Source organism: Streptomyces sp. SCSIO ZS0520 (assembly GCF_025643355.1).
In the GTDB taxonomy this organism is placed as follows: domain Bacteria; phylum Actinomycetota; class Actinomycetes; order Streptomycetales; family Streptomycetaceae; genus Streptomyces; species Streptomyces physcomitrii.
On record NZ_CP092644.1, the window covers coordinates 1,281,128 to 1,299,113 of the forward strand.

Below are 17,986 nucleotides of genomic sequence, written 5' to 3' on the forward strand. Positions count from 1 at the left end.
CGACCGACTCGCTCGCCGGAACCCCTGGACCGCAGGGACGCCGGACTGGAAAGGAACGCAATGTCCGAGGACGTAGCCAAGCTGCGGGACTACCTCAAGCGCGTCACCGTGGACCTGCGCAAGGCCAACCGGCGTCTTCAGGAGGTCGAGAGCCAGGCGCGTGAGCCCATCGCGATCGTCGGCATGGGCTGCCGCTTCGCGGGCGGCGCGGACTCGCCCGAGGAACTGTGGAAGCTGCTCGCCGAGGAGCGCGACGCGGTCGGGCCGCTCCCCACCGACCGGGGCTGGGACCTGGACCGGCTCCTCGCCCCCGGCACCGGCCCGGAGGCGGGCGCGCCGGTCACCGAGGGCGCCTTCCTCGACGATGTGGCCGGTTTCGACGCGGAGTTCTTCGGCATCGCACCCCGTGAGGCCCTGGCGATGGACCCGCAGCAGCGCCTCCTCCTGGAGACCGCCTGGTCCGCCCTGGAGCACGCGGGCCTGGACCCCTCCGCGCTGGAGGGCGTCAAGGCCGGGGTCTTCGTCGGGCGGAACTACCACGAGTACGGCGCGCCGATGATCCAGGCGCCGGAGTCGGTACGGGGCCACCTGGTCACCGGCGCGGTGGCGAGCGTGGCCTCCGGCCGGGTCGCGTACAGCCTGGGCCTGTCGGGTCCGGCGGTCACGGTCGACACCGCCTGCTCCACCTCCCTGATGGCGGTGCACCTCGCGGTGCAGTCGCTGCGGTCCGGGGAGTCGGACCTGGCGCTCGCGGGCGGTGTCGCGGTGATGTCCTCGCCGGGCACCATCGCGGAGTTCACCAAGCAGGGCGCGCTCGCCGCGGACGGCCGGTGCAAGGCCTTCGCGGCCGAGGCGGACGGCATGGGGCTCGCGGAGGGCGTGGGCGTCCTCGTCCTGGAGCGGCTGTCCGAGGCGCGCCGCAACGGCCACCGCGTACTCGCCGTCGTCCGCGGCTCCGCCGCCAACCAGGACGGCGCGAGCAACGGACTCGCCGCCCCCAACGGCCCCGCCCAGCAGCGCGTCATCCGCGCCGCCCTCGCCGCCTCGGGACTCACCGCGAAGGACGTGGACGCGGTGGAGGCGCACGGTACGGGGACGAAGCTCGGGGATCCCATCGAGGCACAGGCCCTCCTCGCCACCTACGGGCAGGGCCGTCCCGAGGACCAGCCGCTGTGGCTGGGCTCGGTGAAGTCGAACGTCGGCCACACCCAGGCCGCCGCCGGGGCCGCCGCGCTCATCAAGATGGTGCAGGCCCTGCGGCACGGCACCCTGCCGAAGACGCTGCACGCCGAGACGGCCTCACCGCATGTGGACTGGGAATCCGGCGCGGTCCGGCTGCTCACCGCCTCCCGGCCCTGGCCGAAGGGCGAACGCCTCCGCCGGGCGGCCGTCTCCGGCTTCGGCATCAGCGGCACCAATGTGCACATCCTCCTGGAGGAGGCCCCCGAGGAGGAGCCGGCGCCCGCCGCCGAGGCTCCCGAGGAGCAGCAGGCGCCCGCCACCGAGGCCACCCAGGAGACTGCGGCGGGCGGCGCGCCGTACACCGTCTCCCTCTCCGCCAAGCAGGACAGCGCCCTGCGCGCCTACGCCGCCCGCCTGCACACCCACCTCACGGACCACCCCGAGCTGGCCGCCGCCCAGATCGCGGACACCATGGCCGCCCGCCCCCGCTTCGCCCACCGTGCGGCCGTGATCGGCACCGGCCGCGACGAACTCCTCGCCGGTCTGGCAGCCGTCGCCGAGGACTCCCCGCACAGCAACGTCGTCACCGGCACGGCCCGTGAGGGCAAGACGGTGTTCGTCTTTCCTGGGCAGGGTTCGCAGTGGGTGGGCATGGGGGTCCAACTCCTCGCCACCTCAGCGGTGTTCGCGAAGTCGATGGAGGAATGCGCAGCAGCACTGGCGCCCTTTACCGACTGGAGCCTGCTTGACGTACTCGACGACGCCGACGCGCTCGCCCGCGTCGATGTCGTACAGCCCGCTACTTGGGCGGTCATGGTCTCGCTGGCCCGCTGGTGGCAGGACCACGGCATTCAGCCCGACGCCGTCATCGGCCACTCACAGGGAGAGATCGCCGCCGCGCATATCGCCGGTGCGTTGAGCCTTGAGGACGCCGCACGCGTCGTCGCCCTGCGCTCCCAGGCACTTACGACACTGGCGGGCACGGGCGGCATGATGTCCCTCGCCCTCAGCGCCGAAACGGCAGGCGAGCTGATCTCGTCGTACGGAGACGACCTCCACCTCGCCGCCCTCAACAGCCCCACCTCCACCGTCGTCGCCGGAACCACCGAAGCCCTCGACAACCTCCAGCAACACTGCGAGGCCGAAGGGATTCGCCACCGCCGCATCCCTGTCGACTACGCCTCGCACACACCCCTCGTAGAACCGCTGCGCGCCCAACTCGCCTCTCAGATTGGCGAACTGACGCCCCGCCAGTCCGACATCCCCTTCTACTCCACCGTCACCACCGAAGCCGTAGACACCACCACCCTCACCACCGACTACTGGTTCACCAACCTCCGCACCACCGTTCACTTCGCCCCCACCGTCCAAAAACTCCTCGCGCACGGACACACCCACTACATCGAGACCAGCCCCCACCCCGGCCTCACCACCGCCATCGAGGAGACCGCGGACACCCACACCCAAGCCACCACGCACGCCACCCTCCTCCGCGGCGACGACACCCCTACCCGCCTCCACCACGCCCTCGCCCACGCCCACACCCACGGCCTCACCCCTGCCGCTCAACCCACCAGCGAACCCGCCACCCACCACCCCGACCTCCCCACCTACCCCTTCCAGCACAAGCGCTACTGGCTGGCGCCGCTCACCGGGGCGACCGGTGGCGACGAGCACCCCTTCATCGACGTGACGACGGTGCTCGCGGACGGCGACAGGCTGGCGGTCACCGGACGGCTGTCGCTGCGGACGCATCCGTGGCTCGCCGATCACGCGGCGCTCGGCACCGTGCTGCTGCCCGGAACGGGCTTTGTGGAGCTGGCACTTGCCGTAGGGGCGCGTGTCGGCTGCGAGGGGATCGAGGAGCTGACCCTGGAGGCGCCGCTGCGGCTGCCCGCGACCGGCACCGTAGAGGTACAGGTACTGGTGGACGAGCCCGAGGACACGGGCCGCAGGGCGGTACGCATCCTCTCCCGCCCCGAGGACACGGCCGGGCTGCCCTGGGCACCCTGGACCCAGCACGCCACCGGCACCCTGGTCCCCGGCTCCGCCGCACCGGCGGCCGTCGAGCCGGGTGCGGAAACCGATCTGAGCGTCTGGCCGCCGACCGGGGCCGAGCCGGTGGAAGTGAGCGGGCTGTACGGGGAGTTGGCGGCCGCCGGGCTCCAGTACGGACCGGCGTTCACCGGCGTGCGGGCGGCGTGGCGGCGCGGGGCGGAGGTCTTCGCCGAGGTGGCGCTGCCCGAGGAGGCGGCTGCCGGGGCCGAGCACTTCGGTATCCACCCGGCGCTCTTCGACACGGCCCTGCACGGTGTCGGCCTCGGGCGCTTCTTCGGTGACGGGCCGGGGCTCGACGGGGCCCGGCTGCCGTTCGCGTGGAGCGGGGTCCGGCTGGACGCGGTCGGGGCCTCGGCCCTGCGCGTACGGCTCGCGCCGACCGGTACGGACGCGCTGACGGTCACCCTCGCCGACACCACCGGCCGACCGGTCGCCTCCGTGGACTCGGTGGTGGCCCGGCCTGTCACCGCAAGCCAGTTGGGGGGCACCGGCAGCCCGGCGGACGCGCTCTACCGCCTCGACTGGACCCCCGTACCGGCACCGGCCGCGGACCCGTCCGTCTCCGCGCCGCCCGTGATCCGCTACCCGGACGACCGCGATCTCGTCGGCGCCCGCACTCTCCCCGACCACGCGGAGCCCAAGAACCCCGAGAACTCCGAGAACCCTGAGAGCCCTGAGAACCCCGAGAGCTCCGGCGCAGCCGCAGGGCTCGACGCGCTCGTTGGACTCCAGGGTCTTGAAGTCCTGCGGTCTCTCCCGGAGTTCCCGCGAACGGTGCTTCTGGATCTCCGCCCGGAGTCCGGGTCCACCACCGGGTTCGAACCGGGCGCCGCAGCGCCCACCGCGACGCTCCACCGCGCCCTGCGTACCGTCCGCGCCTGGCTGGCCGACGAGCGGGCCACGGCGGTGGACGCGCGGCTGGTGGTGCTGACCCGGAAGGCCGTCGCGGTGACGGCGGCGGAGGTGCCCTGCCTGGAGGCGGCTCCGGTATGGGGGCTGCTGCGTTCGGCGCAGACCGAGCAGCCGGGGCGCTTCGTTCTCGTCGATGTGGATGAGGACGAGGACAAGGACGAGCGTGAGGATGCGGCCGCTTCCGCGGAGCGAGTCGTGGGCGCTGCCCTGGCCACCGGTGAGCCTCAACTCGCTTTCCGTGGTGGCGAGTTCCGCGTCCCGCGCCTGGTGCGGCACCGCCCTGAGGCAACGGAGCCGGAAGTCTCGGCGGCCCGGCCCGTCCGCTGGGACCCGGAGGGCACGGTCCTGCTCACCGGCGGTACCGGCACCCTGGCGGGACTGCTCGCCGCGCATCTGGTCCGCGAGCACGGCGTACGCCATCTGCTGCTCGCCAGCCGCAGCGGTCCGGACGCCGAGGGGGCGGAGGCGCTGCGCGAGCAACTGACCGCGCTCGGCGCCTCGGTGAGGATCGCCGCCTGCGATCTGACCGACCGTGAGGCGACCGCCGCGTTGCTCACAGGCATCGGTGCCGCGCACCCGCTGACCGCGGTGGTGCACACGGCGGGCGTCGTGGACGACGCGATGGTCACCTCGCTGACCGCCGGGCAGCTCGACCGCGTTCTCGCGTCGAAGACCACGGCGGCGCTCCATCTGCACGAGCTGACCCGTGAACTCCCCCTCGACGCCTTTGTGTTGTTCTCCTCCGCCGCCGCGGTCCTCGGCGGGGCGGGCCAGTCGGGCTATGCGGCGGCCAATGCCTTCCTCGACGCCCTCGCCCGGCACCGCAGGGCCGAGGGGCTGCCCGCGCTCTCGATGGGCTGGGGCCTGTGGGAGCGGCGCAGCGGGCTGACCGGCGCGCTCGGCCAGGCGGATCTGGCGCGGATCGCCCGGGGCGGGGTCGCACCGCTGGCCGACGAGGAGGCGCTGGCGCTGTTCGACACCGTCTGCGCGGACACCGGACCCGAGCCGGTGCTGCTGCCCGTCCGGCTGGACCTGGCCGTGCTGCGCACCGCCACGGAAGCCCCAACCGCGCCCGTACTGCGCGGACTTGTCCGTACCCCGGGTCGGCGGACGGCCGCCCGCGCCACGGCGGGCGAGGCGGGCCTGCGCGAGCGGCTGGCCGCGCTGTCCGGGGAGGAGCGCGCGCGGGCCGCCCTCGATCTGGTGCGGGGGCAGGCCGCCGCGGCGCTCGGCCACGGCTCCGCGGACACGGTGGCACCCACCCAGGCCTTCAAGGAACTCGGCTTCGACTCGCTGATGGCCGTGGAACTGCGCAACACCCTCGCCACCGCGACCGGCCTGCGGCTCCCGGCGACCCTGGTCTTCGACCACCCCGACTGCCAGGCCCTCTCCGCCTTCCTGCTGGGCGAGTTCGGCCTCACCGCGGACTCCGGAGCGTCGGCGCGTACGGGTGTCTCCCGTACGGCGGCACCCGTACGCCCGGCCGAGTCCGGCGGTGCCGAGGAGCCCCTCGCGATCGTCGGCATGGCCTGCCGCTACCCGGGCGGGGCCAGCACTCCGGAACGCTTCTGGGAACTGGTGGCGGGCGGCGAGGACGCGATCGCCGAGTTCCCGGTCGACCGGGGCTGGGACCCGGCAGAACTCTTCGACCCGGACCCGGACCGGGCCGGCAAGTCCTCGGTGTGGTCCGGCGGATTCCTGTACGACGCGGCCGACTTCGACCCCGCGTTCTTCGGTCTTTCGCCGCGCGAGGCCCTGGCGATGGACCCGCAGCAGCGCCTCCTCCTGGAGACCGCCTGGGAGGCCGTCGAGCGGGCGGGCATCGACCCCACCTCGCTGCGCGGCAGCAGGACCGGGGTCTTCGGCGGCGTGATGTACCACGACTACGCGGCCCGGGTGCCCACTCCCCCGGCCGACCTGGAGCCCTACCTCGGCAACGGCAGCGCGGGCAGCATCGCCACCGGGCGGCTCGCCTACACCTTCGGCTTCGAAGGCCCGGCGGTGACCGTGGACACCGCCTGCTCCTCCTCCCTGGTGGCCCTGCACCTGGCGGGCCGCGCCCTGCGCTCCGGGGAGTGCGATCTCGCGCTCGCGGGCGGGGTGACGGTGATGTCGGCGCTCGGCGCCTTCGTGGAGTTCAGCCGCCAGCGCGGGCTCTCCGCCGACGGCCGCTGCAAGTCCTTCGCCGCCGCCGCGGACGGCACCGGCTGGGGCGAGGGTGCGGGCATGCTCCTGGTGGAGCGGCTCTCCGACGCGCGCCGCAACGGGCACCGGATCCTCGCCGTCGTCCGCGGCACCGCCATCAACCAGGACGGCGCCAGCAACGGACTCACCGCCCCGAGCGGCCCCGCCCAGCAGCGGGTCATCCGCGCCGCCCTGGCGGACGCCGGTCTGACCACGGCGGACGTGGACGCGGTCGAGGCCCACGGCACCGGCACCACGCTCGGCGACCCGATCGAGGCGAGCGCCCTGCTCGCCACCTACGGCCAGGACCGCCCCGAGGACCAGCCGCTGTGGCTGGGCTCGGTGAAGTCGAACATCGGGCACACCCAGGCCGCCGCCGGAGTCGCCGGCATCATCAAGATGATCCAGGCACTGCGGCACGGGCAGCTCCCCGCCACCCTCCATGTCGACGCGCCCAACCCGGCGGTGGACTGGGAGGCAGGCGCCGTACGCCTGTTGACGCAGCCGCGCGACTGGCCGCGGACCGATGTGCCGCGCCGCGCGGCCGTCTCCTCCTTCGGCGCCAGCGGCACCAACGCGCATGTGGTCCTGGAGGAGGCCCCGGAGCCCGTGTCGCCCGCGAGGACGACCGAGCCGCCCGCGTCACCCCGCGCCGAGGCCGTCCTCTGGCCGCTCTCGGCCCGCACCCCGGGTGCCCTGGCGGCGCAGGCCGGGCAGCTCACCCGCTTCCTGGACACCGCTCCGCGACCGGAGCCCGCCACGGTGGCCCGGGCCCTGGCCACCCGCCGCGCGGCCATGGACCACCGCGCCGTTGTCCTGCACGGAGACCCGGAAGCCCTCGCTGCCCTGGCCCAGGGCACCCCGCATCCCCATCTGGTCACCGGAACGGCCGCCCAGGTACCGGGCAAGGTGGCGTTCCTGTTCTCCGGTCAGGGCAGCCAACACCCCGGTATGGGCCGGGAGTTGTACGACGCCTTCCCCCTGTTCGCCGCAGCCCTCGACGAGGTCGCAACCGCCCTGGACCCGGAACTGGCCTCCCGCCTGACCGCACACACTTCTCTGCCCGTCGTCCCGCTACGGGAGGTGATGTTCGCCGGGTCCGACACCGAACACGCCACCCTTCTCCAGCAGACCGCCTACACCCAACCCGCACTCTTCGCCCTGGAAGTCGCACTCCACCACCTGCTGGCCCACTGGGAGATCACTCCTGATCTCCTGCTCGGGCACTCACTGGGGGAGATCACGGCAGCTCATCTCGCCGGGGTTCTCGACCTGCGCGATGCGGCTGTCCTGGTGACCACCCGGGCCACCCTCATGCAGGCCCAGCCCACCGGCGGAGCCATGACCGCCCTCCAGGCCACCGAAGACGAGACAATCGCGAGCCTCCCGGCAGACGGGACGGTGACCATCGCCGCCGTCAACGGGCCGACGGAGACGGTGATTTCAGGTGATTACGACGCCGTCCACACCCTCGCCGCGCACTGGGCATCCCAAGGCCGCAAGACCACCCACCTCCACGTCAGCCACGCCTTCCACTCCCCCCACATGGACGGCATGCTCGACACCTTCCGCAACACCCTGCGCACCCTCACCTTCCACGCGCCCACCACACCCCTGATCTCCAACATCACCGGCGAACTGGCCACCACCGCCGAACTCTCCGACCCCGACTACTGGACCCACCACGTCCGCACCACCGTCCGCTTCCACCACGGACTCACCACCCTCCACACCCACCACACCACCACCTACCTCGAACTCGGCCCCGGCCACGCCCTCACCCAACTAGCCACCCACGCAAGCCAGTCCACGGAATCCACGAAGACCACCGCCCTCCCCCTCCTCCGCCGCAAGCAGCCCGAGGTCCAGTCGCTGCTGACGGCGCTGGCCACGCTGCACACCCGGGGGATCAGCCCGGCGTGGGAGACGCTGCTTCCGGATTCGGGCGAAGGGCGGGACGAGTGGGTCGAGTTGCCCACGTATCCGTTCCAGCGCCAGCGGCTGTGGCTCGACGCCCCGCCGCCGGCCGCCGCCGACCCGAGCGGGCTCGGGCTCGTCGCCGCCGCGCACCCCTTCCTCGGCGCCGTGGCCGAACTCGCGGGCGGGGAGGGGCTGTTGTTCACCGGCAGGCTGTCCCTGCGGACGCATCCCTGGCTCGCCGACCACAGCGTGGGCGGCACCGTGCTGCTGCCCGGCACGGCCCTGCTCGAACTCGCCCTGCACGCCGCCGCGCGTACCGAGGCGGTGGCCGTCGCCGAGCTGGCGCTGCGGGCTCCGCTGGTCCTGCCGTACGCGGGCGCGGTGCGGATACAGGTGACCGTCGGCAAGCCCGACGAGCGCGGGCAGCGGCACCTCACCGTCCACTCCCGGCCGGAGGGCGAGCACACGGAGGCGCCCTGGACCCGGCACGCGGAGGCCGTCCTCGCCGCGCCGCAGCCGGAGGAGGCCGGTACGGCGGAGCAGGCGCCGGGGGCCGGGGGCTCCGTATGGCCGCCGGAGGGGGCGCGGCCCGTACCGGCCGAGGCACTCGCCGGGCAGCCGGACGAGGCCACCGGGCTGAGCTACGGCCCGTCCTTCCAGGGGCTGCGTGCGGCCTGGCGCCAGGGTGCGGAGGTGTACGCGGAGGTAGTGCTGCCGGACGCGGCCCTCGGCGGCGGCGAGGGCTTCGCCGTACATCCGGCGCTGCTCGACGCGGCGCTGCAGGCCATCCGGCACGGTGAGTTCCTGGCCACGGGGCAGGACGGCGAGACGGCCTTCCTGCCGTTCAGCTGGAACGGCGCCCGGCTGCACGCCTCCGGGGCCACCGCGCTGCGGGTGCGGATCGCTCCGGCCACGGGCGAGAACGCGGTCCGGGTGGAGATCACCGATCCGGCGGGCGCCCCGGTGCTGTCCATGGAGCGGCTCGCGCTGCGCCCGGTGGATCCGGAGGGGCTGCGCGCGCTCGGGGACCGTTCCGGAGCCGCGGACGCGCTCTACCACACCGAGTGGTCCCCGCTGCCGGGCCGGAGCGCCGAGACGGCGCCGGGCTCCTGGGCGGTGCTCGCTGCGGGGGACGGTTCGGTCGCCGCCGAGGACAGCCTGATCCGCGCGCTTCAGGCGGCGGGCGCCCAGGTGCGGCGGATCCCGGAGCTGGGGGCCGCCGATGAGGCCGCCGAGGCCGGGGCGGACGGCACCGGCAGCGCCCAGGTGGTGGTGTGGGTGCGGGACGACCCGGAGGCGGCCGATACGGCTGCCGAGGGGACGGACGTCCTGCTGCGCACCCTGGAGACGGTGCAGCACTGGCTGCGCGAGGACGGCTTCGCGGACCGCCGCCTGACCGTCCTCACCCGGGGTGCGGTCGCCCTGCCCGGGGAGACGCCGCGTCCGGCGCAGGCCCCGGTGTGGGGGCTGCTGCGTTCGGCGCAGGCCGAGCACCCCGGCCGCTTCCTGCTCGTCGACGTCGACGGGCAGGAGGAGTCGCTGCGCGCGCTGCCCGCGGCCGTCGCCTGCGGGGAGCCCCAACTCGCCGTACGCCGGGGCCGGTTGAGCGTGCCCCGGCTCGCCCCTGCGCCGAACCGCCCCACCGGTGCGAAGGAGACCGCGGCGCCCGCCCCCGAACTGGGCGGTGGAACCGTGCTGATCACCGGCGGCACCGGCACCCTCGGCGCCCTGGTCGCCCGGCACCTGGTGACCGCGCACGGGGTACAGCACCTCCTGCTCGCGGGCCGGCAGGGACCGTCCGCCCCCGGTGTCGACGAACTCACCTCCGAGCTGGTCGAGTTGGGCGCCCAGGTCACCGTCGCCAGCTGCGATGTGAGCCAACGGGCCGAACTAGAGGCCCTGTTGGCGACCGTGCCGCCGGAGCATCCGCTGACCGCGGTCGTCCACACGGCAGGTGGGGTGGACGACGCCCTGATCGGCTCGCTCACCCCGGAGGCGGTACGCCGGGTGATGGCACCGAAGGCCTCCGGCGCCTGGGCACTGCACGAGCTGACCCGTGAACTCCCGCTGACCGCCTTTGTGTTGTTCTCCTCCTTCGCCGGGACGGCGGGCTCACCCGGGCAGTCCGGATACGCGGCGGCCAACGCCTTCCTCGACGCCCTCGCCGGACACCGCCAGGCGGCGGGGCTGCCCGCGCTCTCCCTCGGCTGGGGCCTGTGGGAACCCGCCTCCGGCATCACCGCGGGCCTCAGCGCCGCCGACCGCGCCCGGATCTCCCGTACGGGTGTCGCGGCGCTCTCGGCGAAGGAGGCCCTGGCCCTGCTCGACGCCGCGCTGCTGACCGGCGGGTCCGCGCTCTCCCCGGTCCGCCTCGACCTGCCCGTACTGCGGGCCAAGGCCGCCGCGGGCACCCTGCCCCCGCTGCTGCGCCATCTGGCCCCGGCCCCGCCGGTACGGACGGCCTCCCCCGCGGAGGCCGCGTCCGATGCCCCGGCGCAGGGGCTCGCGGAGCGGCTGGCCACGCTGCCGGAGGCGCGGCGGCGAGCGGAACTCCTGGACTTCGTCCGCAGCCGGGTGGCCGCCGTGCTCGGCCACCCGAACCCGGTGGGGATCGAGGCCGAAGGCGCCTTCCAGGACCTCGGTTTCGACTCGCTGACCGCCATGGAGCTGCGCAACCGGATCCAGGAGGAGGCGGGTGTGCCGCTCCCGGCCACGCTGATCTTCGACTTCCCGACCCCGGCCGCCGTCGCCGCCGAACTGGCGGAGCGACTGGGCGGCGGTGCCGCGGGCCAGGAGGAGGCGCTGCTCGGCGAACTCGACCGCCTGGAGGCGAGTCTGGCGGCCGCGGCACAGGGCGGCGCCGACCGCTCCCGGATCGGGGCGCGGCTGCGGACCCTGCTGTCGCGCTGGAACGAGGCGGACGCAGCGGACGGGGCACCGGACGAGGCGATGCCGGAGCCCGAAGCGGCGGCCGGTCGCCCCGGACTCGACGAGGCGACGGACGAAGACCTGTTCACCATGGTGGAAGACTTGAGGAACTCCTGACATGACTACAGCCAACGAGGACAAGCTCCGCGACTACCTCAAGAAGGCCATCGCCGACGCCCAGGACGCCAGGCGACGCCTGCGCGAGGTCGAGGAGCAGGGCCGCGAACCGCTCGCGATCGTCGGCATGGCCTGCCGCTTCCCGGGCGGGGTCAGCACACCGGAGCAGCTGTGGGACCTGGTCGCGCAGGGCGGCGACGCCATCGGGGACTTCCCGGCCGACCGCGGCTGGAACCTCGCCTCCCTCTACGACGCCGACCCCGAGCACACCGGGACGACCTACTCCACCAGCGGCGGCTTCCTCTACGACGCCGCCGGATTCGACCCGGCCTTCTTCGGGATCTCGCCGCGCGAGGCCCTGGCGATGGACCCGCAGCAGCGCCTCCTCCTGGAAACCGCCTGGGAGACCTTCGAACGCACCGGCATCGACCCCACCTCCCTGCGCGGCAGCAGGACCGGAGTCTTCGCCGGGCTCATGTACCACGACTACGCCTCGCGGCTGCCGGAACTTCCCGCTGACCTGGAGGGTTACGTCGGCAGCGGCAGCGCGGGCAGCATCGCGACGGGGCGGCTCGCCTACACCTTCGGTCTCGAAGGCCCCGCGGTGACGGTGGACACCGCCTGCTCCTCGTCGCTTGTCGCGCTCCACCTGGCCGCGCAGTCCCTCCGCAACGGCGAGTGCGACCTCGCTCTCGCGGGCGGCGCCACGGTCATGGCCACCCCCGACACCTTCGTCGAGTTCAGCCGCCAGCGCGGGCTGGCGCAGGACGGCCGCTGCAAGCCCTTCGCGGCTGCGGCGGACGGTACGGGGTGGGGCGAGGGCGTCGGTCTGCTGCTGGTGGAACGCCTCTCGGACGCCCGGCGCAACGGGCACCCCATCCTCGCTGTCGTCCGCAGCACCGCCGTCAACCAGGACGGCGCCAGCAACGGACTCACCGCCCCCAACGGCCCCTCCCAGAAGCGGGTCATCACCACCGCCCTCGACGCCGCGGGCCTCACCACCGCGGACGTGGACGTGGTCGAGGCGCACGGCACCGGCACCGCACTCGGCGATCCCATCGAGGCGCAGGCCCTCCTGGCTACGTACGGGCAGGGGCGCCCCGCGGACCGTCCCCTCTGGCTCGGCTCGGTGAAGTCGAACATCGGGCACACCCAGGCCGCCGCCGGAGTCGCCGGAATCATCAAGATGGTCCAGGCGCTGCGGCACGGACAGCTCCCCGCAACGCTCCATGTCGACAAGCCGACACCGCATGTCGACTGGAGCAGCGGCGGCGTCCAACTCCTCACCGAGCAGAGGGAATGGCCCGCCCTCGACCGCCCCCGCCGCGCCGCCGTCTCCTCCTTCGGCATCAGCGGCACCAACGCCCACGTCATCCTGGAACAGCCGGAGCCCGCACCCGCGACGAATCGTGCCGAGGCAGCCACCGCCGAAGGATCGGGCGAAGTGGTGACCCTGCCGCTCTCGGCGCGGGGGGACGCGGCCCTGCGTGCCTACGCCGAGCGGCTGCACGAGCACCTCGCGGCGGACCCGCATCTCGGTCCCCAGGAGTTGGCGACCGCCTTCGCCACCCGCGCCCGGCTCCCGCACCGCGCGGGCCTCGTCGTCACCGAGCGCACCGAACTCCTGGGCGCGCTCCAGGCCTTGACGCACGATCAGCCCCACCCTGCTCTGACCCAGGGCACCTCGCACTCCGGCAAGACGGTGTTCGTGTTCCCCGGTCAGGGCTCGCAGTGGGTGGGGATGGGGGTCCAACTCCTCACCACGTCACCGGTGTTCGCGAAGTCCATGGAGGAGTGCGCCCAAGCCTTGGCGCCCTTCACCGACTGGAACCTGCTTGAGGTCCTGGACGACGCCGACGCGCTCACCCGTGTCGATGTCGTACAGCCCGCTACTTGGGCCGTCATGGTTTCCCTGGCCCGTTGGTGGCAGGACCACGGCATCCACCCCGACGCCGTCATCGGCCACTCACAGGGAGAGATCGCCGCCGCACATATTGCCGGAGCGTTGAGCCTTGAGGACGCCGCGCGGGTCGTCGCCCTACGCTCCCAGGCACTTACGACACTGGCGGGCACGGGCGGCATGATGTCCCTCGCCCTCAGCGCCGAACAAGCTGGTGAGCTGATCGCCCCGCACGGAGACGACCTCCACCTCGCCGCCCTCAACAGCCCCACCTCCACCGTCGTCGCCGGAACCACCACCGCCCTCGACGCACTCCAGCAACACTGCGAGACGGAAGGGATTCGCCACCGCAGGATCCCCGTCGACTACGCCTCCCACACACCCCTCGTAGAACCACTCAAGAATCAACTGGCAGCACAGATAGGTGAACTGACACCCCGCCAGTCCGAGATCCCGTTCTACTCCACCGTCACCACCGAACCCGTAGACACCACCACCCTCACCACCGACTACTGGTTCACCAACCTCCGCACCACCGTCCACTTCAACCCCACCATCCAGCGCCTCCTCAACGACGGACACACCCACTACATCGAAACCAGCCCCCACCCCGGCCTCACCACCGCCATCGAGGAGACCGCGGACTCCCCGCTGTCCGGACCGTCAGCTGACCCCGCGGACGGCACCCCCGCCGAGGACGGCCAGCCCCTCTCCACCCACGCCACCCTCCTCCGGGGGGACGACACCCCCACCCGCCTCCATCAGGCCCTGGCCCATGTCTACGCCCACGGGCTGAACCCCGACTGGGGGCACTCCGCTCCGGCGGCGCACCCGTACGAGCTGCCCACGTACCCCTTCCAGCGTCAGCGGCTCTGGCTGCGCTCCCCCGCGGCCGCGTCGGGCGGGAAGCCGGACGCGCTGGGGCTCGCGGAGACGGGGCATCCGCTGCTCGGGGCCGCCCTGGAGCTGGCCGAGGGCGAGGGGCTGGTGCTGACCGGGCGGATCGGCCTGGACACCCAGCCGTGGCTCGCGGACCACGCCGTCTCCGGCACCGTGATCCTGCCCGGCACCGCCTTCGTGGACCTCGCGCTGCACGCGGCGCAGCAGGTCGGCAGTACGGTCCTCGCGGAGCTCACCCATGAGGCGCCGCTGGTGCTCCCCGCCGAGGGGGCCGTGCAGGTGCAGCTCACGGTCGCGGGTCCGGACGAGGAGGGGGCGCGTACCCTCAACGTCCATGCCCGGCCCGCCGATTCACCGCCGGACACCCCGTGGACCCGGCACGCCCACGGCAGCATCGCCCCGGCCGGGACCGCACCCGCGCCGGTACCCGCCCAAGCCGTCTGGCCGCCGGAGGGTGCCACGCCGGTCGACATCGAGGACCTGTACGCGCGGCTGGAGGCGGCGGGGCTCCAGTACGGGCCGGTGTTCCGGGGCGTGCGGGCCGCCTGGCGCCGCGGCGAGGAGATCTACACCACCGTCGCCCTCCCCCAGGACACCACCGCCGAAGCCGAGAACGATCACTACACCCTCCACCCCGCGCTCCTGGACGCCGCCCTCCACGGCATCACCCTCGGCGCCTTCACCACCCCGGCCGCCGACCAGGAGACTCCTGCCGCCCAGGCGGCACCCACGCCCCATCTCCCCTTCGCCTGGACCGACATCCACCTCCACACCACCCACGCCACCACCCTGCACACCCGCCTGACCCCGACCGACCAGCCCAACACGCTCGCCGTCACCACCACCCACCCCGACGGCACGCCCCTGGCCACCGCGCACACCCTCACCCTCCGCCCGCTCACCCCCAGCACCCTCACGCCCGCCCCGCCGCTCCACGCCCTCAGCTGGACGCCCCTCACCCAGCCCGAGGCGGCACAGGCGGCGGCGCAGGACGGGACCCGCTGGGCGGTGTGGGGCGGTGCGCTGGACTCCTCGGTGCTGCCGAAGGCCCAACGCATCGCCGGGCTTGCGGAGTTGAGCGAGGCACCCGAGGTACTCGTCCTCCCGGTGGCGGGCCCGGACGGCGCGGATCCCGTACGGGGCGCGCAGCTGCCCGGCGCCGTGCGCACCGTGGCCGCCGATGTCCTCGGCGCGCTCCAGGCCTGGCTGGACAGCGACCCGCCGGAGCACAGCCGCCTGCTGGTGCTGACCCGGGGCGCGGTGGCGGTCGGCACCGAGGAGCCGGATCTGCTGACGGCGGCGGTCTGGGGGCTCGTCCGGTCCGCCGAGAAGGAGAACCCGGGGCGGCTGGTCCTGGTCGACACCGACGGCAGCCCGCGGTCGCTGGCCGCGCTGCCCTCGGCCGCGGCCTCCGGGGAGCCCGAACTCCTCGTACGGGACGGCGAGTTGCGGGTCGCACGGCTGGTGCGGGCGCAGGCGCCGGAGCTGACCGCGCCAAAGGAGGGGCCCTGGCGCCTCGATGTCACCGAGGAGGGCTCGCTCGACCATCTGGCCCTGCTGCCCGCGCCGGAGGCCGCCGCGCCGCTGCGCGAGGGTGAGGTCCGGATCGCGGTACGCGCGGCCGGGCTGAACTTCCGGGACGCGCTGGGCGCCCTCGGGATGTATCCGGGCGGTGTCCGGATCGGCGCCGAGGCGGCGGGTGTGGTCCTGGAGACGGCGCCCGATGTGGCCGGACTGGCGCCTGGCGACCGGGTGTTCGGCATGGTCTCGGGTGCGGCGGGGCCGCAGGCGGTGACCGACCGGCGGCTCCTCGCGAAGATGCCACCGGAGTGGACCTTCTCCGAGGCGGCGACGGTGCCGGTGGTCTATCTGACCGCGTACTACGGGCTGGTGGACCTCGGCGGCCTCAAGCCGGGCGAGTCGGTGCTGATCCACTCCGCGACCGGCGGGGTCGGCAACGCGGCCATCCAGCTGGCGCGGCACCTGGGCGCGGAGATCTACGCGACGGCCAGCCCGGCGAAGTGGCCGGCGCTGCGTGCCATGGGGGTGCCGGAGAGCCGTATCTCCACCACCCGCTCCCTCGACTTCGAGCAGGCCATCGCCACCGCGGTCGGCAAGGACGGGGACGGGAGCAGCGGGGAGAGGAGCATCGACGTGGTGCTCAACTCGCTGGCGCAGGAGTATGTCGACGCCTCGCTGCGGTTGCAGCGGCCCGGGGGCCGGTTCCTGGAGATGGGCAAGACCGACCGGCGGGATCCGGAGGCCGTGCGGCAGGAGCACGGCGTGCACTACACCGCCTTCGACATGGTCGAGGCGGGTCCGGACCGGATGGCCGAGATGCTCGCGGAGGTCGTCGCGCTCTTCGAGCGGGGCGTGTTCGCGATGCCGCCGCTGACGCACTGGGATGTGCGCTCGGCGCCCACCGCCCTGCGGCACCTGAGCCAGGCCAAGCACCTCGGCAAGATCGCGCTCACCCTCCCGAGGCCGCTCGACCCGGAGGGCACCGTTCTGATCACCGGGGCCACCGGGCTCATCGGCGGTCTGACGGCACGTCACCTGGTCGCCGAGCACGGGGCGCGGCAGCTGCTCCTGGTGGGGCGGCGCGGCGCCGAGGCTCCGGGGATGGCCGAACTCGTCGCGGATCTGGAGGAGTTGGGCGCCCGGGTGACGGTGGCCGCCTGCGATGTGGCCGACCGGGAGGCGCTCGGCGCGCTCCTCGCCTCGGTGCCCGCGGCCCATCCGCTCACCGGGGTGGTCCACTCGGCGGGCGTCCTCGACGACGGCGTACTGCCCTCGCTGACGGCGGAGCGGCTGCGGACCGTCTTCACGCCGAAGGTGGACGCCGCCTGGGCCCTGCACGAGCTGACGGCCGGGGCCGATCTGGCGATGTTCACCTTGTTCTCCTCGGCCTCGGGGGCGCTCGGCAGCCCGGGGCAGGCCAACTACGCCGCCGCCAACGCCTTCCTGGACGCCCTCGCGCAGTACCGCCGCGCCCGGGGGCTGCCGGCCACCTCGCTGGGCTGGGGCCTGTGGGAGGAGGCGAGCGGGATGACGGGCAAGCTCGGGGGCACCGACCACTCGCGGCTGAGCCGGGCCGGTTCGCTGCCGCTCTCCGCCGAGGAGGGGATGCGGCTCTTCGACGCGGCGGGCGGCACGGACCAGGCGGTCCTGCTGCCGACGAAGCTGGACACGGCCTCGCTGCGCGGCCGGGCGGACATCCCGCCGGTGCTGCGGCTCCTGGTACGCGGCGGCGCCCTGGCGCGTCCGGCGGCGCCAGGCCGGGTCGACTCGGAGCAGGGCTTCGCGGAGCGGCTCGCCGGGCTGAGCCCGCTGGAGCAGGAGCAGGCGGTGCTCACCCTGGTGCGTACCGAGGCGGCTTCGGTGCTCGGGCACGGCGATGTGGCGGCGCTCGCGCCGGGCGAGCCGTTCACCTCGCTCGGCTTCGACTCGCTGACCGCGGTGGAGCTGCGCAACCGGCTGGCCCGGGACACCGGGCTGCGGCTGCCCGCGGGACTGGTCTTCGACCATCCCACCCCGCGGGCCCTCGCGGACTGGCTGGCCGACCGCCTCGGCCCCGCCATCGAGGCCGCCCGGAAGTCCGACGCGCCCACACCGGCGCCCACTTCGGCAGCCGCCGATCCGCAGGAAGCGGCCGTACGGGAGGCACTCGCCGGGCTGCCGCTGGAGCGGCTGCGTGCCGCGGGGCTCCTCGACACGCTCCTCTCGCTCGCGCGGGGCGAGGCGGAGGGCGAGGCGGCCGCGGCTCCTCAGCCGCCCGCCGACAAGCACGACGAGCACGACGAGGCGGGCGCGCTCGACTTCGACTCCCTGGACGCCGCCGACCTCATCGACCTGGCGCTCAACGACTCCGACTCCTGACCTGGC

2 protein-coding genes are annotated in these 17,986 nt (G+C 73.9%); both read left to right on the plus strand.

Annotated features, from left to right (window positions below; all coding sequences use genetic code 11):
• The first annotated feature begins 60 nt into the window (after positions 1 to 60).
• A complete protein-coding gene (locus MID12_RS04310; RefSeq protein ID WP_263164997.1) occupies positions 61 to 11,301 on the plus strand; it encodes a type I polyketide synthase in 11,241 nt (3,746 codons plus the stop codon).
• Positions 11,302 to 11,350: 49 nt separating this feature from the next.
• Positions 11,351 to 17,980, plus strand: coding sequence for a type I polyketide synthase (locus MID12_RS04315; RefSeq protein WP_411577043.1), 6,630 nt, complete (start codon positions 11,351 to 11,353; stop codon positions 17,978 to 17,980).
• Positions 17,981 to 17,986: the final 6 nt, after the last annotated feature.

Bases quoted from the DNA above. Each gene is read 5' to 3' on its own strand.
- MID12_RS04310 (WP_263164997.1), top strand. From the start codon at position 61: ATGTCCGAGGACGTAGCCAAGCTGCGGGACTACCTCAAGCGCGTCACC.